This is a genomic window from Nonomuraea soli (assembly GCF_013761175.1).
GTDB lineage: Bacteria > Actinomycetota > Actinomycetes > Streptosporangiales > Streptosporangiaceae > Nonomuraea > Nonomuraea soli.
In genome coordinates, this window is record NZ_JACDUR010000008.1 from 413940 (window position 1) to 438314 (window position 24375).

At 71.5% G+C, this 24375-nt stretch carries 24 protein-coding genes; 11 read left to right on the top strand and 13 right to left on the bottom strand.

Annotated elements, in window-relative coordinates; translation table 11 throughout:
- Positions 1–18 precede the first annotated feature (18 nt).
- Positions 19–2382: a penicillin acylase family protein gene (locus HNR30_RS38120; protein WP_181614992.1), complete on the bottom strand. Its 2364-nt coding sequence runs from the start codon at positions 2380–2382 to the stop codon at positions 19–21.
- 177 nt (positions 2383–2559) lie between these two features.
- On the opposite strand from HNR30_RS38120, the gene HNR30_RS38125 reads away from it, so the two are divergent.
- A complete protein-coding gene (locus HNR30_RS38125; RefSeq protein ID WP_220134452.1) occupies positions 2560–3258 on the top strand; it encodes a sugar phosphate isomerase/epimerase family protein in 699 nt (232 codons plus the stop codon).
- Complete coding sequence (locus HNR30_RS38130) at positions 3255–4340, top strand: Gfo/Idh/MocA family protein (protein ID WP_246380020.1); 1086 nt, start codon at positions 3255–3257, stop codon at positions 4338–4340. The genes HNR30_RS38125 and HNR30_RS38130 overlap by 4 nt, the downstream gene beginning before the upstream one ends.
- Positions 4341–4495: 155 nt before the next feature.
- On the opposite strand, the gene HNR30_RS38135 is transcribed toward HNR30_RS38130, so the two are convergent.
- Positions 4496–5011: a MerR family transcriptional regulator gene (locus tag HNR30_RS38135; protein ID WP_181614994.1), complete on the bottom strand. Its 516-nt coding sequence runs from the start codon at positions 5009–5011 to the stop codon at positions 4496–4498.
- A gap of 15 nt (positions 5012–5026) precedes the next feature.
- Positions 5027–6184: an alpha/beta fold hydrolase gene (locus HNR30_RS38140; protein ID WP_181614995.1), complete on the bottom strand. Its 1158-nt coding sequence runs from the start codon at positions 6182–6184 to the stop codon at positions 5027–5029.
- Positions 6185–6261: 77 nt separating this feature from the next.
- Here HNR30_RS38140 and HNR30_RS38145 point away from each other — a divergent pair, with 77 nt between their 5' ends.
- Positions 6262–7242: an acetylxylan esterase gene (locus tag HNR30_RS38145; RefSeq protein ID WP_181614996.1), complete on the top strand. Its 981-nt coding sequence runs from the start codon at positions 6262–6264 to the stop codon at positions 7240–7242.
- Between the two features lie 48 nt (positions 7243–7290).
- On the opposite strand, the gene HNR30_RS38150 is transcribed toward HNR30_RS38145, so the two are convergent.
- Positions 7291–7575, bottom strand: a complete 285-nt coding sequence (locus HNR30_RS38150; protein ID WP_181614997.1) for a Fe-S cluster assembly protein HesB — start codon at positions 7573–7575, stop codon at positions 7291–7293.
- Between the two features lie 129 nt (positions 7576–7704).
- Here HNR30_RS38150 and HNR30_RS38155 point away from each other — a divergent pair, with 129 nt between their 5' ends.
- The 4 genes from HNR30_RS38155 to HNR30_RS38170 all read left to right on the top strand — a co-directional run bounded on the left by HNR30_RS38155 (position 7705) and on the right by HNR30_RS38170 (position 12326).
- Positions 7705–9051, top strand: coding sequence for an aldehyde dehydrogenase family protein (locus tag HNR30_RS38155; RefSeq protein ID WP_181614998.1), 1347 nt, complete (start codon positions 7705–7707; stop codon positions 9049–9051).
- Between the two features lie 129 nt (positions 9052–9180).
- Positions 9181–10338 carry an alginate lyase family protein gene (locus HNR30_RS48625; protein WP_181614999.1) on the top strand — a complete coding sequence of 386 codons (1158 nt, stop codon included), beginning with the start codon at positions 9181–9183 and terminating at the stop codon, positions 10336–10338.
- Positions 10335–11678: a ricin-type beta-trefoil lectin domain protein gene (locus HNR30_RS47055; RefSeq protein ID WP_312894940.1), complete on the top strand. Its 1344-nt coding sequence runs from the start codon at positions 10335–10337 to the stop codon at positions 11676–11678. Before HNR30_RS48625 ends, HNR30_RS47055 begins: the two co-directional genes overlap by 4 nt.
- A 69-nt stretch (positions 11679–11747) precedes the next feature.
- The gene (locus HNR30_RS38170) at positions 11748–12326 is read left to right on the top strand and encodes an AAA family ATPase (RefSeq protein ID WP_181615000.1); all 579 of its coding nucleotides are present in this window, start codon (positions 11748–11750) and stop codon (positions 12324–12326) included.
- Between the two features lie 6 nt (positions 12327–12332).
- On the opposite strand, the gene HNR30_RS38175 is transcribed toward HNR30_RS38170, so the two are convergent.
- The 6 genes from HNR30_RS38175 to HNR30_RS38200 are packed head-to-tail and all read right to left on the bottom strand — an operon-like array spanning position 12333 to position 17999.
- A complete protein-coding gene (locus HNR30_RS38175) occupies positions 12333–12548 on the bottom strand; it encodes a hypothetical protein (RefSeq protein WP_181615001.1) in 216 nt (71 codons plus the stop codon).
- A gap of 57 nt (positions 12549–12605) precedes the next feature.
- Positions 12606–13655 (bottom strand): LLM class flavin-dependent oxidoreductase, encoded by a 1050-nt coding sequence (locus HNR30_RS38180; RefSeq protein WP_181615002.1) that lies wholly within the window; start codon positions 13653–13655, stop codon positions 12606–12608.
- 1 nt (position 13656) lies between these two features.
- Positions 13657–15114: an APC family permease gene (locus HNR30_RS38185; RefSeq protein WP_181615003.1), complete on the bottom strand. Its 1458-nt coding sequence runs from the start codon at positions 15112–15114 to the stop codon at positions 13657–13659.
- Positions 15101–15352, bottom strand: coding sequence for a hypothetical protein (locus tag HNR30_RS38190; RefSeq protein ID WP_181615004.1), 252 nt, complete (start codon positions 15350–15352; stop codon positions 15101–15103). Before HNR30_RS38190 ends, HNR30_RS38185 begins: the two co-directional genes overlap by 14 nt.
- A complete protein-coding gene (locus HNR30_RS38195) occupies positions 15349–16842 on the bottom strand; it encodes an FAD-binding oxidoreductase (RefSeq protein ID WP_181615005.1) in 1494 nt (497 codons plus the stop codon). The genes HNR30_RS38190 and HNR30_RS38195 overlap by 4 nt, the downstream gene beginning before the upstream one ends.
- Complete coding sequence (locus tag HNR30_RS38200) at positions 16839–17999, bottom strand: (Fe-S)-binding protein (RefSeq protein ID WP_181615006.1); 1161 nt, start codon at positions 17997–17999, stop codon at positions 16839–16841. Before HNR30_RS38200 ends, HNR30_RS38195 begins: the two co-directional genes overlap by 4 nt.
- Before the next feature lie 48 nt (positions 18000–18047).
- Here HNR30_RS38200 and HNR30_RS38205 point away from each other — a divergent pair, with 48 nt between their 5' ends.
- Positions 18048–18782 (top strand): FadR/GntR family transcriptional regulator, encoded by a 735-nt coding sequence (locus HNR30_RS38205; RefSeq protein ID WP_312894942.1) that lies wholly within the window; start codon positions 18048–18050, stop codon positions 18780–18782.
- Between the two features lie 2 nt (positions 18783–18784).
- Complete coding sequence (locus HNR30_RS38210) at positions 18785–19462, top strand: cache domain-containing protein (RefSeq protein WP_181615008.1); 678 nt, start codon at positions 18785–18787, stop codon at positions 19460–19462.
- An 18-nt stretch (positions 19463–19480) separates the two neighbouring features.
- Here the strand turns inward: HNR30_RS38210 and HNR30_RS38215 are convergent, their stop codons facing one another.
- Positions 19481–20638, bottom strand: coding sequence for an MFS transporter (locus HNR30_RS38215; RefSeq protein WP_181615009.1), 1158 nt, complete (start codon positions 20636–20638; stop codon positions 19481–19483).
- 48 nt (positions 20639–20686) lie between these two features.
- Positions 20687–20974, bottom strand: a complete 288-nt coding sequence (locus tag HNR30_RS38220; protein ID WP_181615010.1) for an SH3 domain-containing protein — start codon at positions 20972–20974, stop codon at positions 20687–20689.
- 161 nt (positions 20975–21135) lie between these two features.
- On the opposite strand from HNR30_RS38220, the gene pgi reads away from it, so the two are divergent.
- Positions 21136–22767 (top strand): glucose-6-phosphate isomerase, encoded by a 1632-nt coding sequence (pgi, locus tag HNR30_RS38225; protein ID WP_181615219.1) that lies wholly within the window; start codon positions 21136–21138, stop codon positions 22765–22767.
- Between the two features lie 18 nt (positions 22768–22785).
- Positions 22786–23121 carry a spore germination protein GerW family protein gene (locus tag HNR30_RS38230; protein ID WP_181615011.1) on the top strand — a complete coding sequence of 112 codons (336 nt, stop codon included), beginning with the start codon at positions 22786–22788 and terminating at the stop codon, positions 23119–23121.
- Positions 23122–23183: 62 nt separating this feature from the next.
- Here HNR30_RS38230 and HNR30_RS38235 read toward each other — a convergent pair whose 3' ends face one another.
- Positions 23184–24323 carry a site-2 protease family protein gene (locus HNR30_RS38235; protein ID WP_181615012.1) on the bottom strand — a complete coding sequence of 380 codons (1140 nt, stop codon included), beginning with the start codon at positions 24321–24323 and terminating at the stop codon, positions 23184–23186.
- Between the last annotated feature and the right edge of the window lie 52 nt (positions 24324–24375).

A 24375-nucleotide genomic window follows, 5' to 3' on the forward strand; every position in this document is an offset into this window, starting at 1 on the left:
CGCAAGTATCCCCTTATATCAAGGCGATGTAACCGTGATCGTCCGCAAGGCGGGCGACGCCAGGATGTCGGCCTCGCAGAAGCGCTGGGTGATCCACCGCTTGGCCGAGAACTCCCTGGTCTGGTCGGCGTGGTGGGGCGAGTTCGGGTTCTCCGACTGCGAGTAGGCCAGGAAGCCCCGCGCGTCCGGGCAGCCGTCGCCGTCGAACGCCACCGCCTGCAGGTAGCTGGAGCCGTGGTTCATCTCCTTGTAGCCGCCCTGCCAGTCGGCGATCGTGACGTTGTAGACGCCGCCGTTGTGGCCGCCGCCCCCGTGGATCGGGATGCGCGTGCCGCCGCGCGTGACGTAGTGGTGCTCGCCCCACGGGGCGTCGTAGGCGATCCCCGCCTCGCGCAGGTCGGCCAGGGCGTTGCCGAAGTCGATCTGATGACCGAGGTTGATCGACACCCCGCGCGGCGTGGCGACCGGGTCGGCGGCGGAGAAGGGCGTGGCCCACGGGTTCTTGGTCAGCTGCTCGGGCAGGCTCGCGCCGACGGTCATGTGCTCCCAGAAGCGGGAGAACAGCACCGCGCCCCGGCTGCCGTTCTCCAGCCGCCCGTCCCAGGCCTCCAGCACGTCGCAGGAGTTCGCGACCGCGATCGGGCCCACCCGCGAGGGCGCGTGGCCCAGCGGCATTGTGCGGCACAACTCCAGCACGTCGGCCCTGACCAGCTCCCAGGCGTAGAAGCGGTTGGCGAAGACCAGCTGCTCCATCGAGGCCCTGGTCAGCCCGGTGCCGAGGGCCGGGATGGCGGTCAGGCCGTAGCGGGTGCGCAGGTCCTGCTGCACGCCGGTCTTGACCTGGTGGCGGGGATAGGCGGTCAGGCGGGTGGTGTCGTTCAGCAGCCACGGGCTGTCGTTGGAGTTGGCGACCCAGGTGCGGTTGGTGATCGCGGGCTGCTGGGCGGGGCCGAAGATGCCGGGCACGATGGCGTCGGGATCGGTGCCCGGCAGGCAGAACGTGCGCGTGCCGTCCAGGATCGCCACGTAGCTGAGGGTGCTCGCCAGCTGCCCGAGCACGGTGACGCACGCGTCGAGCTGGGCGTCGGAGATGTTCTGCACGACCTGGATGTCGGAGAAGTAGGCGTTGCCCGCCGAGTCGGCGGCGATGGTGTTGACCCACGGGATGCCCTGGTTGCGGCGCAGCGCCTGGTCCAGCTCGGCGACGCTGCCCGCGTGGTCCATGTCGAACCAGGCGTTGGCGGCGCGCAGGTTCGTCAGGTTCGCGTCGGCGATCGTGAAGGCCAGCAGGCCCGCCCACGGCGTCGGCAGCGAGGTGATCTTCGTGGTGACCGGGCCGTACCGGGTGGACCAGACCTTGCGTGTGACGGGGCCCGTGGAGGTGGGCACGACGATGTCACGGCTGGTCATCTGCTCCACCTGGCCGTCGACCAGGTAGGAGGTGGGGGAGCCGGGGATCGTCTTCAGGTCGTAGATCACGAACGGGTAGCTGGCCGAGACGGTGTGGCTCCAGGCGACCTTGTCGTTGAAGCCGATCTGCACGCCCGGCAGCCCCAGCAGCGAGCCTCCCGACACGTTCAGCCTGCCCGGCAGCGTCAGCTGCGACTGCCAGAAACGCAGGCCGTCGTGCCAGGGGAAGTGCGGATTGCCCAGCAGCAGGCCCCTGCCGCCGGCCGAGCGTTCGCCTCCCGCCGCGACCGCGTTGCTGCCGATCTGCCGCTCGCTCTGGAAACGCCTGGCCCAGGCGGCGACCTCGTCGGGCGTCGGCGCCGTGCCCGTGCCGCGCGTCAGGTCGGCCTGGGCGATGCCCGCCGCCGCCTGTCCCAGCCCGCCGTAGAGCATGCGCGCGTAGACGAACAGCCAGGCGTCGCGCTCGGTGATCGGCCGCAGCCACGGCTTGCCCGCGCAGCGGGTGTCGGTCGTGCCCTCGCCGACCGCCTTGTTGTAGCCGGCCACGTAGCCGCGCAGGATCTCGAAGATCTCCGTCCTGGGCCCCTGCGGGTACGGCTGGGCGAGCAGGCCGTCGAGGGCGGGGGAGACGCTGCGGAAGTAGACGTCGCTGTCGAGGTTGACGTCGGCGGTGGAGTAGACGTTGGCGCCCGGCACGCGCAGCGGTTCGGCGTCGACGCCGAAGGCCTTGCCGTCCTTGCCGAAGAACAACGACCGCTCGCCGCGGACGGTCACGTAGCCGTTGGCGAGAGTGCACAGGTTGTCCTTGGCCATCGCGTAGCCCTGGCCGAACCCCAGATCGCCGTAGGCGCCGGCGGTGATGTGCGGGATCCCGTACTCGGTGTAGCGGATCGTGGCGCTGTAGGCGGGCGTGGACTGGACCGTGACGGCGCCGCTGAGCAGGGGAAGAAGGCATAACAGACGTTTGATCATCATTCGAGTCTGAACGCGGCCCCACGGCCCGCCATCGTCGAAACCGCCCAAGCGGTGGCGGGCCGTTGGTGCCGAAACCCCACCCCCGCCTCACTCCTGGAAGCGATCAACTCCGATAGTTTCGACTCCCGGCCGAATCTTCCTTGATCGGGTCGGATGTCCGTAGAGTCGGGTGGTATGTATGCCGTCCAGCTTTATACCCTTCGTGACCAGTCATCCCTCAGTGACACCCTCCATCGCCTCGCCGGCCTCGGCTACGCCGCCGTCGAGCCCTTCGACATCCTGACCGACACCGCCGGCCTGCGCTCGCTGCTCCAGGAGACCGGGCTGCAGGTGCGCTCCGCGCACGTGCCGATCATCGGCGAGCGGCGTCAGGAGGTGGCGGAGGCGGCCCGGGTGCTCGGTCTCGACACGGTCATCGTGCCCTTCCTGCCCCCGGACGACTTCGCCGACGCAGGCGCCGCACGCAAGAGCGCCGAGGCCGTCAACGAGGCCGCCGCCTGGGGCGCGGAGCACGGGCTGCGGGTCGGCTACCACAACCACAACTGGGAGCTGGCCCAGTGGGACGCCTTCCTGGACGCGCTCGACCCCGCGGTCTTCCTGGAGGTGGACGTCTACTGGGCGCAGGTGGGCGGCGCCGACGTGCCGGAGCTGCTGCGCGGCCTGGGCGAGCGGGTGCGCTTCCTGCACGTCAAGGACGGCCCCGCCAACACCACCGACGCCATGACCGCCGTGGGTGATGGCGTGCTGCCGATCAAGGACATCCTGGCCGCCGCGCCGCACGCCCAGCGCATCGTCGAGCTCGACCGCTTCGACGGCGACATCTGGGACGCGGTCTCCCGCTCGATCGCCTACCTGCGGGAGGTGGAGGCTTGATCGGCATCGGCATCATCGGGTGCGGCAACATCAGCCACGCCTACCTGCGCAACTTCCAGACCTTCCCCGAGGTGAAGGTCGTCGGCGTCGCCGACCTCGACGTGGAACGTGCCCGCGAGACCGCCGAGCAGTACGGCGTGCCGGTGTGGGGCGAGGCCTCGGAAGTGATCAACCACCCCGACGTGGAGCTGGTCGTCAACCTGACCGTGCCCGCCGCCCACGTCGAGGTCTCGCTCACCGCCGTGCGCGCGGGCAAGCACGTCTACGTGGAAAAGCCCCTCGCGCTCGACCCCGAGGCGGGACGCGCGTTGCTGGAGGAGGCCGACAAGCTGGGCGTGCGGGTCGGCTGCGCACCCGACACCTTCCTCGGCGCCGGGCTGCAGAGCGCCCTGCGCGCGGTGGCCGGCGGGCAGATCGGCGTCCCCGGTTCGGCCCTCACCCTGCTGCAGGGACCGGGGCCGGAGGCCTGGCACCCCAGTCCGGCCTTCTTCTACCAGCGGGGGGCCGGGCCGCTGTTCGACATGGGCCCGTACTACCTCACCGCGCTCGCCGTCCTGTTCGGGCCGGTCACGCGGGTCGCCGCCAACGGCTCGCGCGCCCACACCAGGCGCAGGGTCGGCTCCGGGCCGCTGGCCGGGACCGAGTTCGACGTCGAGGTGTTCACCCACGTCAGCGCGCTGCTGGAGTTCGCCTCCGGTCAGAACGCCACCGCGGTGTTCAGCTTCGACTCGCCGCTGCCGCGTCACGGCTTCATCGAGATCACCGGGACCGAGGCGACGCTGGCCGCTCCCGACCCCAACACCTTCGCCGGGCCGCTGCGCCTGCGCAGGCTGGGGGAGGGCGACTGGATGGAGCTGCCGGTCGAGGGCACGACCGTGGGGCGGGGGATCGGCGTGGTGGAGATGGCACGCGCCATCGCCGCCGGCCGTCCGCACCGCGCCTCGGGCGAGCTGGCGCTGCACGTGGTGGACGTGATGTGCGCCATCGTCGAGTCGGCGGAGCAGGGCCGGTTCGTCCCGATCGCCTCGACCTTCGAGCAGCCGCCGCCGCTGCCGGAGGACTGGGACCCGGCCTCCGCCTGACCCGCCGCCTGAACACACCGCCGGGCGGAGCGCCGACCGCCACCCGCCCGGCGACCGCCCGTGGGCTCGGGCGCCGTGGCCCGGACGCCGTGGCCCGGACGCCGTGGCCCGGACGCTGCCGGGATCGACGGTCCCCGGCCCGCGGGCGGCGGCGGTCAGCTGGAGCTCGTCGGCGACCGCGACGGCATCCCCGTCGGCGACCGCGACGGCGACCGCGACGGCAACCCCGTCGGCAACCCCGTGGGCGCCGCCGCCTCTCCCGCCAGGCGGTCGACCGTCGTCCGGCCGTCGACGAGCGCGTCCAGCGCGCCCGTCATCGTCGGGCAGTCACGCGCCGGGTGCTCGGCCGGGCAGTCGCGGGCGTGCACCAGGAACTCGCGCGCCTGCGAGGCCCGCGCGATGAGCTCGTCGAGCTGCCCGATCTGCTCGTCGATCGACGAGCGCCGGCGCGGCGCCGGGCTGTCGAGCACCGCCCCCGCCGTGTCCAGCGAGAGCCCCAGCCGCTGTGCGATCCGCAGGAAGGCGACCCGGCGAAGCTCCCGCCGGCCGTACATGCGCCGCCCCCCGGCCCGAGCGGCGGGAGGCACGAGCCCGAGCTCGTCGTAGTAGCGCAACGCGGAGGCGCTGACCTCCAGCCGCCGCGCGGCCTCACCGATGGGAATCAGGTCCATGCCCTCCATTGGACGTCACGCGAGGAAGGTCCGTAGCGCCCTGATGTACTCCTCCGGCCGGTCCTCGTGCACCGCGCTCCCGGCCGACGGCACGGTGACCACCCGGGCCCCGGGGAAGGCGGCGAGGTAGTCGCCCGGCGTCGGCGCCCGGTCGCAGGAGCCGTGCACGATCAGCACCGGCAGCGTGGCCGGATCCGGCAGGTCCGCGCCTCGTAGCCGCGGGGCGGGACGGTCGAGCAGGTCGGCGAAGCCGCCGCCTCCGGGGGCACTGGGCGCGGGCGCGCCGGGGCAGTGCAGCGCGGGCGCGGTCAGCCGGTGGCGCGCGTCGAGCCGGGCGTCGAGCTCGGCGTCGTCGGCGAAGGAGCGCACGGCGCCGGGGTCGACGCTGGCGAGCACGTCGATGGCCAGGGAGCGGGGATGCAGCATCGACCACGCCAGCCGGCCGCTCTGCGCGCCGTCGAGGTGGGCGAACATGGCGGGACGGGTGCCGAGGGGTTCGGGGGAGGACAGGACGAGCCTGGCCACCTTGCCGGGGAAGGCCGAGACGTAGGCGGCGGCGACGGTCGCGCCCTCCGCGTGCCCGACCAGGGTCATCTTCGCCGCCCCGAGCCGTTGCCTGATCTCCTCCAGGTCCTCGACGTCCCGTGCCAGGCCGTACTCGGCGGGGTCGGTCAGGCGCGCCGAGCGGCCCGTGCCGAGCCGGTCGTAGAGGTAGACCGCGTGCCCGTCGGCCCGCAGGGAGCTGAACGTGCGCGACAGGCCCGCCAGGTCGGGGCGCCCGTGCAGGACGATCACCGGCTCCGGCCGCGGCCTGCCCGGCGCGTGCCGCACGTACGCCAGCCGTGAACCGCTCTTCAGCTCCCACGTCTGCTGCCCGGCCAGTTCCGGCAGCGCGGCGGCGCGGGCGGCGGGGTTGAGCGCGGCCACGCTGACCTGCCAGCCGGCGAACCCGGCGACGCCCAGCACGATGAGGGCCCGCACGGCGCGCGGCACCGGCCGCCACGGTCGCGGCACGCACAGCAGCAGCCCGAGCAGGAAGACGCCGCAGAAGGCCGCCAGCCCCGCGACCGTGTAGACGGTGGGGTTGCCGGTGATGGAGGCGACCCCGGCGAGGGTGGCCAGGCCGAGGACGGGGGCCAGGAGCAGGACCCCCAGTCCGGAAAGCGCTCGCACGACTCGCCTCACCATGAGGATCGAAGCTATCGCTTTTCTGGTGAAATATCGGGAGCTACCGAACAAAAGGAGTTGTAGTGCCGCTTTTCGATCTACCCCTCGATCGTCTGCATGAGTACCGCCCCGAGCGTGACGAGCCCGCGGACTTCGACGGCTTCTGGGCCCGCACCCTGGCGGAGGCGGCCGAGCACGACCTGGCCGCCGAGTTCGTCCCCTACGACGTGCCCCTGGCAGGCGTGGAGGTCTACGACGCGTCCTTCTCCGGCTGGGGCGGCGACCGCATCCGCGGCTGGTTCATCCTGCCGCGCGGCGCCGAGGGCCCGCTGCCGTGCGTGGTGCAGTACATCGGCTACAGCGGCGGGCGCGGCTTCGCCCACGACAACATCCTGTGGCCGACGGCGGGCTACGCCTACCTGATCATGGAAACCCGGGGCATGGGCGGCGGCAACACCGAGCGGCCAGGCCACACGCCCGATCCGCACGGCGGCGACCACGTGCACGCGTTCGGCATGATGACGCGCGGCGTGCTCGACCCCGAGCAGTACTACTACCGCAGGGTCTTCACCGACGCCGTGCGGGCGATCGACGCGGTCAGGGCCCACCCCGGCGTCGACCCGTCGCGTATCGCGGTGCTGGGCGGCAGCCAGGGCGGCGGCATCGCCCAGGCCGTGGCCGGGCTGCGTCCCGGCCAGGTGCGGGCGGCGCTCATCGACGTGCCGTTCCTGACGCACTTCCGCCGGGCGGTGGAGATCACCCCGCGCGACCCGTACGCGGAGATCGTGCGGTTCCTGTCGACCCACCGCGACGCGGAGGAGCAGACCTTCCGCACGTTGTCGTACTTCGACGGGCTCAACTTCGCCGCCCGCGGCCAGGCCGACGCGCTCTACTCCGTCGGCCTCATGGACGACGTGTGCCCGCCGTCGACGGTCTTCGCCGCCTACAACCACTGGCAGGGCGAGAAGGAGATCAACGTCTACCCCTGGAACAACCACGAGGGCGGCAGCGGCTTCCAGAAGGAGGCGCAGCTGCGCTACCTGGCCGGGCGTCTCAAGGGCTGATCATGGTACGGCGGGCGAGCGGTGCGCGTGCCCGCCCGCCGTACACGCTCATGGCTGTTCTGTCACCGTGAAGGAGAGCCCGCCCTCGGCGGTCTCCCCGGCATCCAGAGCCTTGTCCCCCAGGGCCACCGCGGCGGTCTCGTCGAGGTAGACGCGGGCGCCCTCCTTCTCCACCACCTCGTCGGCCGGTTCGGGCCCCGTCGCGAGCGACAGGACCAGCGAGTCCGCCTCGGGACCCTTGGCCGAGATGCGGATGCCGCTCGACTCCGGCTGCGGCGCGTTGGCCGTCAGATCGCGGATCGCCTGGGCGGCGTTGGTTGTCAGGGTGAGCACGTCGGCTCCTCCTCACCTTTCGATTCTCGGACCCGTCCCGCCCTGCCCGTTTTCGTCCGACTCAACCGCCATTGACGCTTCACTACTTATTTTAAACAATGCACAAAGCCTAAAAATATGGAGTGAGACATGGCTGAGGCCTCCCCCTACCTCAACGGCGTCTTCCGGTCCGCGCAGCGCTGGAGCCCGGTGCACGACAAGGCCACCGGCGAGCCGATCGGACGCTACGCGCCCGCCGGCGCCGCCGACGTGGACGAGGCGGTCGCCGCCGCCCGCGCCGCCCAGCCGGGCTGGGCCGCGCTGGCCGCTCCCGAGCGCGCCGCCTACCTGCGCCTCATGGCCGAGCACCTGCAGAGCCGCTACGAGGAGCTCGTACGGCTGAGCATGAGCGAGACCGGCGGCCTGCGCCGCAAGGCCGAGGACGAGGTGTCGACCGGCATCAAGCAGCTGCACATCTCCTCGGTCCAGGCGATGGGCACCGCCGGCGACATCCTGCAGCCCTACAAGGCCGGCAAGCTCTCGCTCTCGCGTGCCGTACCCCTGGGCGTGATCGGCGTGATCACGCCGTGGAACTACCCGCTCAACCTCGCCATGCGCGCGGTAGCGCCGGGTCTGGCCTTCGGCAACACGATCGTGCTCAAGCCGGCCGAGCTCACCCCCTTCATCGGCGGCCAGGTCATCGCCGAGGCCGCCGACGCCGCGGGCCTGCCGCCCGGCGTGCTGAACGTGCTGCCGGGCGAGGGCCCCGAGGCGGGCTGGGCGCTGGCCGAGCACCGCGGCCTGGACCTGCTGGACTTCACCGGCTCGCGCGAGGTGGGCCTGGCCATCGCCGCCTCGGCCGCGACCGACCTGCGCCCGATCCGGCTGGAGCTGGGCGGCGATAACGCCTTCATCGTGCTCGACGACGCCGACGTCGATCTGGCCGCCGACCACGCGATGATCGCCTCGCTGGAGTTCCAGGGGCAGACGTGCATCAGCTCCAGCAGGCACCTGGTCATGCGTGCGGTGGCCGACCGGTATCTGGCGGCCCTCACCGAGCGGGCCGCGGCGATGGAGGCGGGGCGGGACTTCGGGCCCCTGATCAGCGCCGCCCAGCGTGACCGGGTGCACGCGCTCGTCGAACCCTCCGTCGCCAAGGGCGCCAGGGTGCTGACCGGAGGCACCTGGGATGGACCGTTCTACCGGCCGACCGTCCTGGCCGACGTCACTCCCGACATGCCCGTCTTCACCGAGGAGATCTTCGGCCCGGTGCTGCCGGTGACGGTCGCCGACTCCGAGGAGGAGATCGTCGAGCTGGCCAACCGCCACCCGATGCTCATGAACTCGGTCTTCACCGCCGACCTGATGCGCGGCATGGCGCTCGCCGAACGCCTGCACGCGGGCGAGGTGCACGTCAACGACGCCCATGCCCGCCACGGGGCGGAGAACCAGATGGCGGGCTTCACCAAGCGCCAGTGGATCGGTCTAACGCGCTGATCATGGCCCTGCCGGATAGGAAAGTTTCTTAATTTAAGTGTTGACTCAAGTCGAAAGGTCACCGTAGCGTCACGGGTGCCGTTCACAGTTGCGGCCTTTGTTCACATATGTGAATCGAAAGGCGATCAAATGCGAACCATCCCCCTCGTCGCGGCTCTGCTGCTCTGGCTGCTCGTGCCCTTGCCGGCGCAGTCCGCACCCGCCCAGTTCACCCACCCCGGCGTCCTGCTCGGACGTGCCCAGCTCGACGTCATGCGAGCCCAGGTCCGAGCGGGCGCCCAGCCCTGGAAGAGCGCCTTCGACCAGATGATGGCGCACAACCTGGCCTCGCTCTCGCGCACGCCCAAGCCCAGGGCGGTGGTCGAGTGCGGCTCCTACTCCAACCCGAACAACGGGTGCACCGACGAACGCCAGGACGCCCTGGCCGCCTACACCATGGCGCTGGCCTGGTACGTCACCGAGGACAGCCGCTACGCCGGCAAGGCCATCCAGTACATGGACGCCTGGTCTGCCACCATCCGCGACCACACCAACAGCAACGCCCCGCTGCAGAGCGCCTGGTCCGCGTCGAGCTGGCCGCGCGCCGCCGAGATCATCCGCTACACCTACCCCGGCTGGTCCCAGGCGGGTATCGACCGCTTCTCCACCATGCTGCGCACCGTCTACCTGCCCGAGGTGATCAACGGCTCCAACAGCAACGGCAACTGGGAGCTGTCGATGATGGAGGCCGCCCTGGGCATCGCTGTCTTCCTGGAGGACCGCTCGGCCTACGACCGCGCCGTCGCCCGCTGGCGCAACCGGGTGCCGGCCTTCATCTACCTGGAGAGCGACGGCGAACTGCCCCGCACCGTGCCCGGCAGCGGCCTCGACACCCGCTCGGAGATCGTCGGCTACTGGCACGGCCAGACCACCTTCGTCAACGGCCTGGCCCAGGAGACCTGCCGCGACTTCGTGCACACCGGCTACGGCCTGTCGGCGGTCTCCCACTTCGCCGAGACCACCCGCCTGCAGGGCCAGGACCTCTACCCCGAGATCGCCGACCGGCTGCGGCACGCCCTCGGCCTGCACAGCAAGTACGAGCTCGGCACCGCCCCGCCGTCGTGGTTGTGCGGCGGCAGCGTCAAGCGAGGCCTCGGCCCGATCACCGAGGTCGGCTTCAACGCCCTGCGCAACCGCATGGGCCACGCGATGTCCAACACCCAGACGCTCACCGAGCAGCGCCGCCCGGCCGGCACCAACGTGCTCTTCGTGGCCTGGGAGACCCTCACCCACGGAGGAGCCCCGTGAAGCGCGCCATCGTCGTCACCGCCACCGGCCTGCTCGCCCTGACCGCCCTGACCGCGGTTCCCGCCCGGGCCGCCGTCGGCCAGATCACCGGCCTCGGCGGCAAGTGCGTCGACGTCGCCGGGGCCGCTACGGCCAACGGCACCCGGGTCCAGCTGTGGACCTGCAACGGCACCGCCGCCCAGAGCTGGGACGTGCGCTCCGACGGCACCGTCCGGGCCCTGGGCAAGTGCCTGGACGTCAACGCCGCCAGCAGCGCCAACGGCACCAAGGTGCAGATCTGGGACTGCAACGGCACCGCCGCCCAGCAGTGGAGCGCCGCCGCCGACGGCACGCTGCGGGCACTCGGCTCCTGCCTGGACGCCACCGGCGTCAGCTCCGCCGACGGCACGCCGCTGCAGATCTGGAGCTGCGGCACCGGCGCCAACCAGAAGTGGACGCTGCCCGGCGGCGGCACCCCCGAGCCGCCCGCCGGCAAGATGGCCGGCGCTCCGTACCTCTACATGGGCTGGGGCAGCCCGCCCAACCCCGGCACCGTCATGGACGCCACCGGCGTGCGCTCCTTCACCATGGCCTTCATCCTGTCGGGAGGCGGCTGCACGCCGCGCTGGGACGGCTCGCGCCCGCTCACCGGGGGAGCCGACCAGCAGGCGATCAACACGATCAAGGGCAGGGGCGGGAACGTCCAGGTGTCGTTCGGCGGCTGGTCGGGCAACAAGCTCGGGCCCAACTGCTCGACGCCCGCGGCCTACGCCGGAGCCGTCCAGCAGGTCATCAACGCGGTCGGACCGGCCGTGGTCGACTTCGACATCGAGAACAGCGACGAGTTCACCAACTACACCGTGCAGGACCGCATCCTCGGCGGCCTGAAGATCGTCAAGCAGAACAACCCCGGTGTGAAGGTCGTCGTGACCTTCGGCACCGGCGTCAACGGCCCCGACGCCGCCGGGGTCCGCCTGATCAACCGCTCCCGCGAGCTGGGCGTGCCGATCGACAACTACACGATCATGCCGTTCAACTTCGGCGGCTCCAACCTCTACCAGAACACCGTCAGCGCCTCCGAGGGGCTCAAGAACGCCCTCAAGAGCGCCTTCGGCTGGAGCGACGCCCAGGCCTACGCCCGCATGGGCATCTCCGGCATGAACGGACTGTCGGACCAGCGCGAGACGACCACCGTCGCCACCTGGACCCAGATCCGCGACTGGGCCAGGTCCAGGGGCCTGACCAGGCTGGCCTTCTGGTCGGTCAACCGCGACCGTCCCTGCGCGGGCGGCCTCACCGACACCTGCAGCGGGGTCCCGCAGGCCAACTGGGACTTCACGCGGGTGACCGCGGGATTCTGATCACCCGGAACCTCGGCATAGACTGGCGCGCCTTCCCCATTCGCCCGGGGTCGGGGAGTGGGGGAGAGCGTGCCGGTCGCGACGCGGAAGCTGACCTTCCGCCCGGGGTCGCTGGTGATCATCACCGGCCTGCCGGGTGCGGGCAAGAGCACCCTGCTCAGACGCCTGTACGGCCTGAGCGGGCAGGAGGACCGGCCGCATCTGCACGGCCCGGTGAGCATCATCGACTCCGGCCAGTCCAGGCTCACCTGGGCCGGACGGCTGTCGTGGGCGCCCAAGCAGGTCCGCACCGCCGTCGTGTGGGCCACCCACGTCGGCCGCATCTCCCGCGCCCTGTCCGCCGGCCGCTCGGTCGTCGCCCACAACCGCGGCGGCCACCCCCTCGTCCTGTACGGCTTCGCCTGGCTGGCCAGGCGAGGCGGCCTGCACCTGATCCTCCTGGAGGTCGACCCGGAGCAGGCCAGGCAAGGCCAGCGTTCACGCGGCAGGGTCGTGCCCGGCCCGACCTTCGCCCGTCACGTGCGCCGCCACGAGGCGCTGCTGGCCCGGGTGCGGACCGGAGACCTCGAACCCGCCGCCAGCGTCACCGTGCTCACCCGCCCGGCCGCCGACCTGGTGGAGGCGATCGACTTCACGGCCGGACCCTGACGAGGCTCACCCCCACTGCTCGGCCAGCTTGCGCAGCTCCGCGGCGTCGCGCGACAGGCCGTGGCGGCGGGTGACCGCGGCGAGCCTGCGCACGATCTCCTCCACCGGCCGCTCCGCGCTCTCGCGGAGGGTCTGCCTGATCTCGGCGTCGTAGGCCGCGAGCACCTTGGACAGGTGCTCGCGGACCTCGTTCTCGAAGTGGGGACCCCACACAACCGTCATGCCGCCATCCTGGGCACCCCGGCGCAAGGAGCCCTGGGGGAAACGCGGCACTTTGAGCTAGGAGAACGCGGGCATGATCTCGTCGTGGATCAGCCGCAGCTGCGTCTCCACCGGCGCCACCTGCGGCAGGTCGCGCCCCATGAACTGCTTGACCAGCGTCGCGTCGGTGATCGCCAGGATCATGTGGTTGACGCCGGCGGGCTCGATCTCACGCTTGATCTTCTCCACGCACTCGGCGGGCGTGCCCGCGATCGACAACCGCTCGCCCAGCTCGGGCGTGGTCAGCTCGATCGCCTTGGCCAGGTCTCCGGCGCCGAGCGCCTCGACGATGGGCTTCATCGTGTTGGGGTTGACGCCGTTGCGCTCCAGCTGCTCGGCGGGCATCGAGGAGGCGTAGAGGCCGACCATGCTCCTGGCCGCCTCCTTGGCGACGGCCGAGTCGGGCCCGGTGGCGAAGACGACCCACGCGCCGATGTCCATGGCCGCCGGGTCCTTCCCGGCCCGTGAGGCGCCCTCGCGGAAGTGGGAGACGAGGTAGTCGTAGGCCTCGCGCGTGTAGCTGAGCGCGTGGTGCACGCCGTCGGACAGCTCGCCCGCCGCCCGGAAGGACTTGGGCCCGCGCATGGCGCCGAACTTGACGGGGACCCGTTCCTGGACGGGCCTGGCGAAGGTGAACAGCCCGTTGTAGGTGAAGAACTCGCCGTTCATGGTGATCGCGCCGGTGTCGAGCAGGGTGCGCACGACGTGGGCCGCCTCCTTGACCCGCGACAGCGGCTTGCTGACGGTCCAGTCGATGCCGTACTGCGCCAGCAGCCCGAAGTTGCCGCAGCTGAGCACGACCTCGGCGCGGCCGCCCGACAGCTCGTCGAGGGTGGCGGCGGCCTGGGCGATCAGCGAGGGCTCGCGCAGCACCACGCTGGAGACGCTGGGACCGAAGCGGATGCGGGAGGTCTGCTGCGAGGCGGCGGCGAACAGCAGCCACAGGTCCTTGTGCCAGGTCTCGTCCGCGGCGTAGCAGGCGTGGAAGCCGAGCTCGTCGGCGAGCTTGATGGCCTCGATCGACTCGGTGAGCGGATAGTCGGGCAGCATCACGTAGCTGAACTTCATCTCAGCCTCCGGAAGAGGGGATGGCGTCGCCCGCCGGGGCGTCGCCGCGGTCGTAGGGCCGGACGGCGAGCAGGTAGACCAGCCCGAGGCCGATCACCACCAGTCCGGACAGGAGCACGAGGTAGTTGTCGTACCAGGGGGCGCCGGGGGTGCGCGGCCAGACCATGTTGAGGACGGCCAGCACGCCGTAGGCCAGGGCGGCCACGTTGACGGCCGTCCCGGCGGCGCCGAGGGTGAACGGCCCGGCGGGCCGCCAGCCCAGCAGCCGGGCGCGGAGCGCGGCCAGCACCACCATCTGGAAGGCCAGATAGATGCCGAGCACGGCGAACGAGATGATCTTGACGAGCGCTTCCTCGGAGATGATGGAGCCGATCACCACCACCGCCGGGACGACCGCGGCGACGGCCAGCGTGTACGGCGGGACGTGCCGGGCGGCGGAGAACCTCGACAGCAGCCTGCTCCCGGCGATCATGCGGTCGCGGGCGTAGGCGTACAGCAGGCGGCTGGCGGCGGCCTGCAGGCTCATCGCGCACGACAGGAACGACAGCAGCACGATCGCCAGGACGACCTTCAGCCCCGTCGCGCCGAAGGCCGTGGTGAGCACCCCGGTGACCGGGTCGCCCGCCGTACCGGCGATGACCGCGCCGAAGTCGGGGACGGCCAGCACCAGCGCGAGGCAGACGCAGGTCGCCGCGGCGCCGCCCACGTAGATCGTCATCCGCATGGCCTTGGGGATGCGCCTGGTCGGGTCGGGCACCTCCTCGGCGACGTCGCCGCAGGCCTCGAAGCCGTAGTACTGGAAGACGCCGATGAGCCCGGCGGCCAGGAAGGCCGCGAAGTAGCCGGTCGAGGAGCCCGCGCCGAAGGAGTCGAACAGCACCCCGAGCCCGTGGTGGCGCTCGGTCAGCAGCAGCCAGCCGCCCACCACGAGCGCGCCGACGAGCTCGGCGGCGAACCCGATGATCGCCGCCATCGCCAGCGCCCGCGTGCCCGCCAGGTTGATCGCCACCGCGACGGCCAGCATGACCAGCGCGCACAGGATCGTGTTGGTGGTGCTCACCTCGATGCCGAGGAAGGCGCTGAGGTAGGGACCGGCGCCGTAGGCGACGCTGGCGATCGTCACCAGCAGCGCGATCAGGTAGACCCATCCGGTCATCCAGGCGTAGCGCCTGCCCCACAACCGGCGTGCCCACGGGTAGATGCCGCCGGTCAGCGGGTACTGCGACACGATCTCCCCGAAGACCAGCGCCACCAGGAACTGCCCGGCGCCGACGATGACCAGGCTCCAGATCATCGGCGGCCCGCCGGTGGCCAGCGAGACGGCGAAGAGCGTGTAGACGCCCACCACCGGCGACAGGTAGGTGAAGCCCAGCGAGAAGTTCGCCCACAGGCTCATCTCCCGCCGGAACTCCGAGGTGTAGCCCAGATCGGCCAGGCGGCCCTCGTCAGTCGAGGTCATCGAGCAGCTCCTCGCCCGAGATCACGGTGTGGGCGAAGTGACGGTGCATCCAGGCCAGGTGGTCGGCGCGCGAGCGCACCAGGCGCAGCGTGTCCCAGTTGGGGAAGACCTGCTGGAGCACGTGCTCGGTCATTAGCGCCGGATCGACCTCGAAGACGTGGGCGAACCGGGTGATCGCCACCGGCGAGGCCCGCTCGGCCGGGGGCGGGGTCATCTCCCTGTCGTAGCGGTAGCTCATGAGTAGGCCCTGTCCAGGAGGTACTTGCCCGGGTTCATGATGTTGTTCGGGTCCAGCTCGCGCTTGACGGCGAGCATGATGTCGTAGCCGCCGCCGAGCTCCTCCGGCACCAGGTCGACCTCGCCCTCCCGGCACGAGCCGTGGCAGGCGCTGATCGAGCCGCCGTGGCGCAGGGCGACCGCGGCGAGGTCGCGCTTGGCCTTGACCCACGCCGCCCAGGAGGCGTCGTCGAGGCGCCGCTCCCAGATGCCGATGTCGATCTCGGTGAGGTAGTCGGCGCCCGTCGAGCCGTTGGTGTAGGCGAACATGCCCCAGTCGTCGAACACGTCGCTGGTCCTGCGCAGCTCGGCGGCGATCTCGTGCCACGCGAGCCGTACGGCGGGCAGGTTGGCGTAGGTGATGGAGGCGTCCTCGCAGTGCCAGCTCATCGGCACCACCTGGCCGGCGCGGGTGCGGCCGTGCAGGGGAGTGGCGTAGCGGTCGTGCCTGGCGGCCCAGTCGCCCTGCGAGATCTCGTCGCCCAGGTAGCGGGCGCCCAGGTCGCGCGCGATGCGCATGAGCCGTCTCCCGCCCGCCCTGACCTCGTCGTCGTAGCCGTAGAGCGCCGCGCAGACCAGCGCCTTCACGCTCGACGGCTGCGGGATGTAGGCCTCGTCGTCGCGGCGCAGGTAGTCGACCTTCCACTCGTCGAACAGCACCGCGGCGGCGAAGGTCGCCACCCCGGCGCGGGCCAGCGCGCCGACCGCGCGGTAGGCGCTGTCGTAGTCCTCGAACGCCCAGAACGGCGAGAACTCCGCCTCCGGCTTGGGGAAGAGTTTCAGCGTGGCCTCGGTGGCGACGCCGAGCGTGCCCTGGTGGCCCATGAACAGGTGCTTGAGCTGGTAGCCGCTCGACGATTTGGTGATCTTGCCGCCGATGCCGTCGCCGACATGGATGACCTTGCCGGTGGGCAGCACGTGGTCGAAGCTGAGCACCAGGTCGCGGGTGTGGCCGTAGCGGGACCCGATCAGCGACCAGCCGCTGGTGCCGATCCTGCCGCCGACCAGCGAGCACGGGTACGACGCCGGATCGTCGGGATAGAACAGGTCGTGCGCGGCCAGCACCTCGTTGAGCTTGAGCGCGTTGATGCCGGTCCCGACCGTGCAGGTGCGGTTGACCAGGTCGATCTCCTTGATCTGGTTGATGCGCTTGACGTCCAGGAGGATGCCGCCGCGCAGCGGCACCGCCCCGTCGGTCAGCCCGGTGCCGCCGTCGCGCGGCACGACCGGGATGCGCAGCCGGTTGGCCAGCGCGACCACCTCGGCCACCTCCTCGGTGGAGGCGGGCATGACCACCACGTCGGGCATGCGCTCGGCCCAGCGGTGCACGGGGAAGGGCGCCGGCACGCGGGCCCGGTTGAGGCGGTCGGCCTTGCCGGTCAGCACGTACGGCTCGCCGAGGATGCGCCGCAGCTCCCCGACGACCGGGTCACTCAGGGCGACGGCGGTCACGGCTCGCCCACCCCCAGCGACTCGGCGAGCAGCTCGTGCAGGTCGACGACGCCGATCGTGCCGACCTCCGACAGCGGTCGCTCGGCCCACGGGCAGGCGGTCACCAGCGTGTCGACGCCCAGTTCCAGGGCCTTGTCGACGCGGGCGGCGCTGATCTTCGCGGTGAGTTCCGGCTTCTCGATGGCCAGCCCGCCCCCGGCGCCCGAGCACGAGGACCACTGCGTGACCCGGTCGACGTCGCGGAAGTCCAGCCCGGGAATGGATCGCAGCAGCTCGCGCGGCTCCTGCCAGATGCCCTTGCGCTTGTTGAGCCGGCACGGGTCGTGGTAGGTCACCGACCGTTCGACGGGCACGTGCGGGGTCAGCACCCCCTCGCGCACCATCGAGGCCAGCAGCTCGATCACCAGCACGACCTCGATGTCGAACTCCTCGCCGAAGTAGCGCGGGTAGTCCTCGGTGAAGGTGATGTAGTCGTGCGGGTCGAGCACCAGCACCCGCCGCACGCCGTGGGCGCGCCAGTCGTCGAGGTTGTGCCGGGCGAAGCGCTGGGCCTGCTCGCCGTACCCCATCTCGGCGGCGGGACCGCCGCAGCACCACTGCTCGTTCATCAGCCCGAACGTGTAGCCCGCCAGGTTCAGCATGCGGGCCACCGCGCGGGGTAACGAGGTGCGGTGGAAGGCGGCCTCGCAGTCGACGAACAGGATCGTCTCCCCGCCCACGGGCAGGTCGAGCCCGTCCGCCCAGTCGCGCACCCGCTCCTGCGAGACGCCGTCGAGCACCGGCTCGTGGGAGTTCTGGTCGGTCAGCCGGTTCCACCGCTGCCAGCCCGGCTGGTGCACACCCTCGGAGACGGCCAGCCCGCGCATCGCCTTGACCAGGTCGACCGTGCGCGTCCTGAACCGGTAGAAGTCGCCGGTGAACAGGGAGTTGGGGCAGCGCAGCTCGCAGGCTCCGCAGCCGGTGCAGTTGACGTAGTCGGCCGCGACGTCGGACACCTCCAGCTCGCCCTTCTCCATCGCCACGACGTTGGCGTGGAAGGCGGTGGGGCTCCACGACTCGTTCCTGGTCACCTGCATGACCGGGCAGACCTCGCGGCAGAACTTGTGTCCCGAGGAGAAGCAGTTGTAGGCGGCATCGCGCCACTCTTCGAGGAACATCACTTAAAACTATGAGTTCATATTTCATAAGGCAATATGCTGGATTCCGTGACTCAGCTGCCGGATGCCGCCGTCTTCTCGCCTCTGGACGACGGCTCCGGGCGGGTGGAGGTCGTCGTGCGCCGCCTCGGCGAGGCCATCGCGCTCGGGCTCGTCACCGACCAGCTCCCCGCCGAGCTGGAGCTGGCCGCCCAGCTCAACGTCTCCACCGTGACCCTGCGCGCGGCCCTGGCCGCCCTGCGCGAGCGCGGCCTGGTCGAGACCCGCCGGGGCAGGGGCGGCGGCACCTTCGTCGTCGGCCCCGCCGACCCCTCCACCGCCCGGCTGCGCACCCGCCTGCGCGAGCTGAGCAGCTCCGAGCTGCGCGAGATCGGCGACTACCGCTGCGCCATCGCCGGCACCGCCGCGCGCCTGGCCGCCCTGCGCGCCTCCGCCGACAACGTCGCCCGCCTGCGCCACGTCGTCGGCCGCCTGGAGGCCGCCACCTCCACGGGCGAGCGCCGCCGCGCAGACGGCCGCTTCCACATCGAGGTCGCGGCGGCCGCCCAGTCCGTACGGCTGACGCGCGCGGAGATCGACATCCAGGGCGAGGTGGGCGAGCTGCTGTGGCTGCCGTACGGCGAGGCGGTCGATCCGGCGCTGGTCGTCAGCAGCCATCGCGAGGTGATCGAGGCCATCTCCGCCCGCGACGCCGAACGCGCGCGCACGCTCACCGAAGAACACATCGACAAGGGCATAGAGCGTCTGATGGAGTTGCACTGGCGGCTGGTGGCCGGGAGGTGACCATGAACGAGTTGGCCGATCGGGCCCGCTCCATCATCGAGGAGGTCTTCGCCTCCCTGGAGGAGATCAGGGAGAGCGTCGTCACCTGCTACCGCTCATCGGCGGGTTTCTGCACCGCCGACCTGGCCGGGGTGCGCCCCGAGATCTTCCGCTGCCTCGGCAGGGCGCCCGAGACGCTCGCCGGCGCCGGGATGATCGTCGCCCCCGGCGTGCTGGCCGACCGGCCGCGCTGGCTCGAATGGTGGCAGGCTCCCGATCCGACCTTCCTCGACGTCGACCTCGACCCCGGCAGCCTCGACTTCTACGACTACACCGCCGCCGAGTGGTTCGCCGTCCCCGAACGCACCCGCCACCGGCACATCGTCGGCCCCTACGTCGACTACGGCGGCACCGACACCTACATGCTCACCCTCACCGCACCGGTCGAGGACGGCCCGCGCTTCCTGGGCGTGGTCGGCGCCGACGTGCGGGCGGCGAGGTTCGAGGCGCTGCTGCTGGCCGAGCTGACCGCGTGCCCGACGGAGGTGGCGCTGGTCAACGCCGAGGGACGGGTCGTGGTGGCCAACTCGCCGCGGCACCCGGCGGGCTCGCTCCTGCACGAGGCGGGCGAGCGCCTGCCGGGGCTGCCATGGGCCCTGGTCAGCGCGCGACAGGCGGCCGGCGCCTCGGCGAACCCGTAGATCGCGGGAACGTCCCCTTCACCCGTCTGCCGACGGTTCGCCCTCGGGACGGGCCCACCGGCGGCGTCCCAGGGTGGCGGTCAGGCCGAGCGGGATCGCCAGGAGCGCCGCCCAGCCGAAGATCTCGGCATAGCGATCCGCCTGGGCCAGCGGGCCCGCGAGCACCGCCGCCAGGGCGCCGCCGAGGAACAGGCAGCCCGCGAAGGCCGACACCACCGCCGCACGGGCCCTCGGCAGCACCTCCGTGGCCCAGGTCTGCAAGCTGGAGTGCATGAACGCCCAGGCCGCGCCGATCAGCAGGGCCGCGACGCTCGCGGTGACGACGGAGGGGCGCAGGGCGATCAGGCCGCACCCGGCGACGGCCGCCGCCGCGCCCAGGCCGATGAGCCGCGAAGCGTGCAGGCGGCGCGACAACCGCCCGGCCAAGGGTGCGCAGACGAAGACCGCCACGCCGTACAGAGCGGTCACCGTGCCCGCGATCGAGGGGTCGACGCCGCTCGCCTCGATCGCCGACGGCAGCAACGTCAGCACGCCGAGCAGGACCAGGCCCTCGGCGAAGGCCAGGCACAACACCAGCCACGCCCAGCCCGAGCGGCCCAGCGCGACCAGCGGCGCCAGCAGGCCCGGTTCGGCGCGCCTGGGCGGCGCGGGCAGCCCGCCGACCGTCACGGCCAGGGCCAGAGCGGCGAGACCCGTCGCCAGGAACGCGGCCCGCCAGCTGCCGTACTGCGCCAGCAGGCCGCCGGCCCCGCAGGCCAGCGCCGTGCCCAGCGCGACCCCCGACATGAGCCGGGTGATCTCACGCTGCCGCAGGCCGGCGGCGACGGTGTCGCCCACGTAGACCAGGCAGGCGGGGATGGCGGCGCTGAAGAACGCGCCCGCCAGGCCCCGCGCGACGGCCAGGCTCGCCGCGTCGCCTGCCAGCGCGGACACCATCGTCGTGACGCCGGATAGGGCCAGCGCCCCGCGCAACGTCGGGACCAGGCCGAACCGGTCGGACAGGACGCCCCACACCGGCTGGAGCAGGCCGTAGGCCAGCACGTAGGCGCCGATCGCGTTGACCACCTGGGCCAGCGGCAGGCCCAGGTCGCGCGAGATCGCGAGCAGCATGGGCGGCATCGCGAAGCGGTCGAGCGTGCTGACGAAGGGGACGATCCATAACCGGCGAGGGGTCATGATCGTAAGCTTGCCGCACGGCTCGACGGCCCGGCCTCGCGGCGTGGTTCAGTGGCTCACCCTGTGCAGGTACGGGCGGTAGGCCCAGCCTGGCATGCCGTCGTCGGCGCCGACGCGCACCCAGCCGCCCTGGCTCTGGCACGAGCCCCAGATGGTCTCCAGGTAGCCGGCCGAGCCGACGACGTCGTACCCCGTTCCGGGTCCGGAACGGATCCACAGGTTGGCCGGATACGGCGGTCTGACCTCGTAGTAGCAGCCCTCGGTGGCTTGAGCGGCGGCCGGTGCCGCGACGAGGGTGAGAGCCGCCAGCGCGGTGACGGCGATGATCCTGCGCATGCTGCCTCCCTCCAGGAGAACCGGGGGGAAACGCCGTCCATTTTATCCCGATATATCCAGATATGTGAAGGTCGGCGTTCTCCCCGACTCGCCCCCTCCTCACCGAACGGGCGCTTGGGACATGGAAGAGTGACGGTGAGGCGTTTTGGAAAGATGGAGGAATCGTGGCTGACATTACGCAGACCCCGGAATGGGCGGCGCTCGACAAGCACTACGGCGAGTTCGCCGACAGGACCCTGCGCGAACTGTTCGCCGACGACCCGCAGCGCGCCGAGCGCATGAGCCTGACCGCGGGAGACCTGTTCCTCGACTACTCCAAGCACCGCGCCGGCGGCGAGACCATGGAGCTGCTGCTCGCCCTGGCCGCCAAGTCAGGACTGCGTGACCGCATCGAGGCCATGTTCACCGGCGAGCACATCAACGTCAGCGAGGACCGCGCCGTGCTCCACGTCGCGCTGCGCATGCCCCGCGACGCCCGCCTGGTCGTCGACGGCCAGGTCGTGATCGCCGACGTGCACGCCGTCCTCGACAAGATGGCCGCCTTCGCCGGCCGGGTGCGCTCCCAGGAGTGGCGCGGCCACACGGGACAGCCCATCAAGACCGTGGTCAACATCGGCATCGGCGGCTCCGACCTCGGCCCCGCGATGGCCTACGAGGCGCTGCGCGACTTCCTCGACGCCGGCATCGAGGCACGATTCGTCTCCAACATCGACCCCGCCGACATCACGGGCGCGCTGCGCGGCCTCGACCCGGCCACCACCCTCTTCGTGATCAGCTCCAAGACCTTCACCACGCTGGAGACGCTGACCAACGCCCGCGTCGCCCGCGACTGGCTGGTCAGCGGCCTGGGCTCGGCCGACGCCGTCGCCAAGCACTTCGTGGCCGTCTCCACCAACGCCGAGAAGGTCGCCGAGTTCGGCATCGACACCGCCAACATGTTCGGCTTCTGGGACTGGGTCGGCGGGCGCTACTCCTACGACGGCGCCATCGGCCTGTCCCTGATGATCGCGGTCGGCCCCGAGCGGTTCCGCGAGATGCTCGACGGCTTCCACACCATCGACGAGCACTTCCGCACCGCGCCCTTCGAGGCCAACATGCCGGTGCTGATGGCGCTGCTCGGCATCTGGTACGCCGACTTCTTCGGCGCCGAGACCCGCGCCGTCCTGCCGTACTCCCAGCGCCTGCACCGCTTCCCCGCCTACCTGCAGCAGCTGACCATGGAGTCCAACGGCAAGTCCGTGCAGGCCGACGGCACCCCGGTCACCGTGCAGACCGGCGAGATCTTCTGGGGCGAGCCGGGCACCAATGGCCAGCACGCCTTCTACCAGCTGCTCCACCAGGGCACCAGGCTCGTCCCCGCCGACTTCATCGGCTTCGCCGAGCCGCACGAGGACCCCGCGGGCATGCACGACATCCTCACCGCCAACCTGCTCGCCCAGACCACCGCGCTGGCCTTCGGCAAGACCGCGGAGGAGATCGCCGCCGAGGGCACCCCGCCCCACGTCGTGCCGCACAAGGTCATGCCGGGCAACCGTCCCACCTCGACCATCCTGGTCCCGCGCCTGACCCCGCACACCCTGGGCCAGCTGGTGGCGCTCTACGAGCACATCGTCTTCGTCGAGGGCACCGTCTGGGGCGTCGACTCCTTCGACCAGTGGGGCGTCGAGCTGGGCAAGAAGATGGCGCTGGCCCTGGAGCCCGCGCTGACCTCCGAGCAGCCGGTCGCCGACTACCCCGACGCGTCGACCGCACAGCTGGTCCGCAGGTACCGGAAGCTGCGGGGACGCGCCTGAGTCCTTACATTTAGTTCCATGAACATCATGGAGCTGCTGGACCAGACCACCGACGCCGCCACGGTCGGCCGGGTCTTCGGTCAGCCCGTCACCCACGACGACGTCACCATCATCCCGGTCGCCCGGGTCGCCCAGGCGGGCGGCGGAGGCACCGGGAAGGGCTCGATCGACGAGCCCGGCGGTGGCGGCGGCTACGCCGTCGCGGCCAAACCGGCCGGGGTGTACGTCATCAAGGACGGGGAGGTGTTCTGGAAGCCGGCCGTCGACGTCAACCGCATCGTCGTGGGCGGGCAACTGGTCATGGTGGTGCTGCTAATGACGCTGCGCGCGATCTTCCGCAAGCGCCGCAAGTAACACCCGCCGCGCCGCCGTACGGCACCGGCCCGTACGGCTCGGCGCAGGACAGCGTGTACGGCTCAGCGCAGGTCGGCGCCGCGCTGGGCGTAGGAGCGCAGGTCGCCCCGCTGGATGGCGCGGCTGATGTCGCTGGGCGAGACGATGCCGGCCACCCGCCCCGTCTCGTCCAGCACCACCGCCCGCCCGTCGGCGCAGCCGTTCATCCGCGGCAGCAGCTCCACCAGCACCTCGTCGGCACGTGTCAGCGGCAGCTGGTCCGGCGGGCAGGCGATCTCCGACAGCCGGGTGGCGGCGTGCCGCTCCCTGGGCAGCGCCCGGATGCGGTTGAGCGTGACCAGCCCGGCGAAGTGCCCGTCGCGGCCGATCAGCGGGTAGGCGGAGAAGCGGGAGTGCAGCAGCACCCGCCCCACGAAGGAGAAGACGCTTTCGTCGGGGTCGGCGGTGACCGCGGGCGCGCTCATCACCTCGCCCACCCGCAGGCCCTGCAGCACCGACGACGCCTTGGCCTGCGCCTCCTCGGCCGCGGCGGCGTTGACGAGGAACAGCCCGATCATCGCCAGCCACAACCCCTGCAGCCCGAGGCCGGTCACCACCTCCAGCAGCCCGGCGGCGATCAGCACGTAGCCGAAGATCCGTCCCGCCTTGGCCGCCGTCACGGCGGCGAAGGTCCTGTCGCGCTTCCACGCCCACAGGCCCGCCCGCAGCACCCGCCCGCCGTCGAGCGGCGCGGCGGGGATCAGGTTGAAGAGCGCCAGCACCAGGTTCACCCCGGCCAGGTACAGCAGCGTGCCCTCGGCCAGGCCGGTCAGCGGCAGCGACAGCACGAGGAACAGCAGGGCGCAGCCCAGGCTCGTCAGCGGTCCGACCGCCGCGATCCGCAGGTCCGCGCCGGGGGAGCGGGCCTCGCCCTTCAGCTCGGCCACCCCGCCCAGCAGCCACAGCGTGATCCCGGCGACCTCCACGCCTTCACCCCTGGCCACCAGGGCGTGGGCCAGCTCGTGGGCCAGCAGGCTCGCCAGGAACAGCACCGCCGCGAGTGTCGCCGCGACCAGGTAGAGCGCCGTGCCGTACCCCGGGAAGGCGGCGGGGAAGCGTCCGAAGGCCAGGCCCAGGATGAGGATGGCCAGGATGAGCACGACGGAGAGGTTGAGGCCGACGGGCACGCCGCCCATGCGGCCCAGGGGGATCGTGGGGCGCACGGGTGCCTCCCGTCGGCTGGGTCGTGCCTGAGGCCTGAGTCGCGAGCGTCGG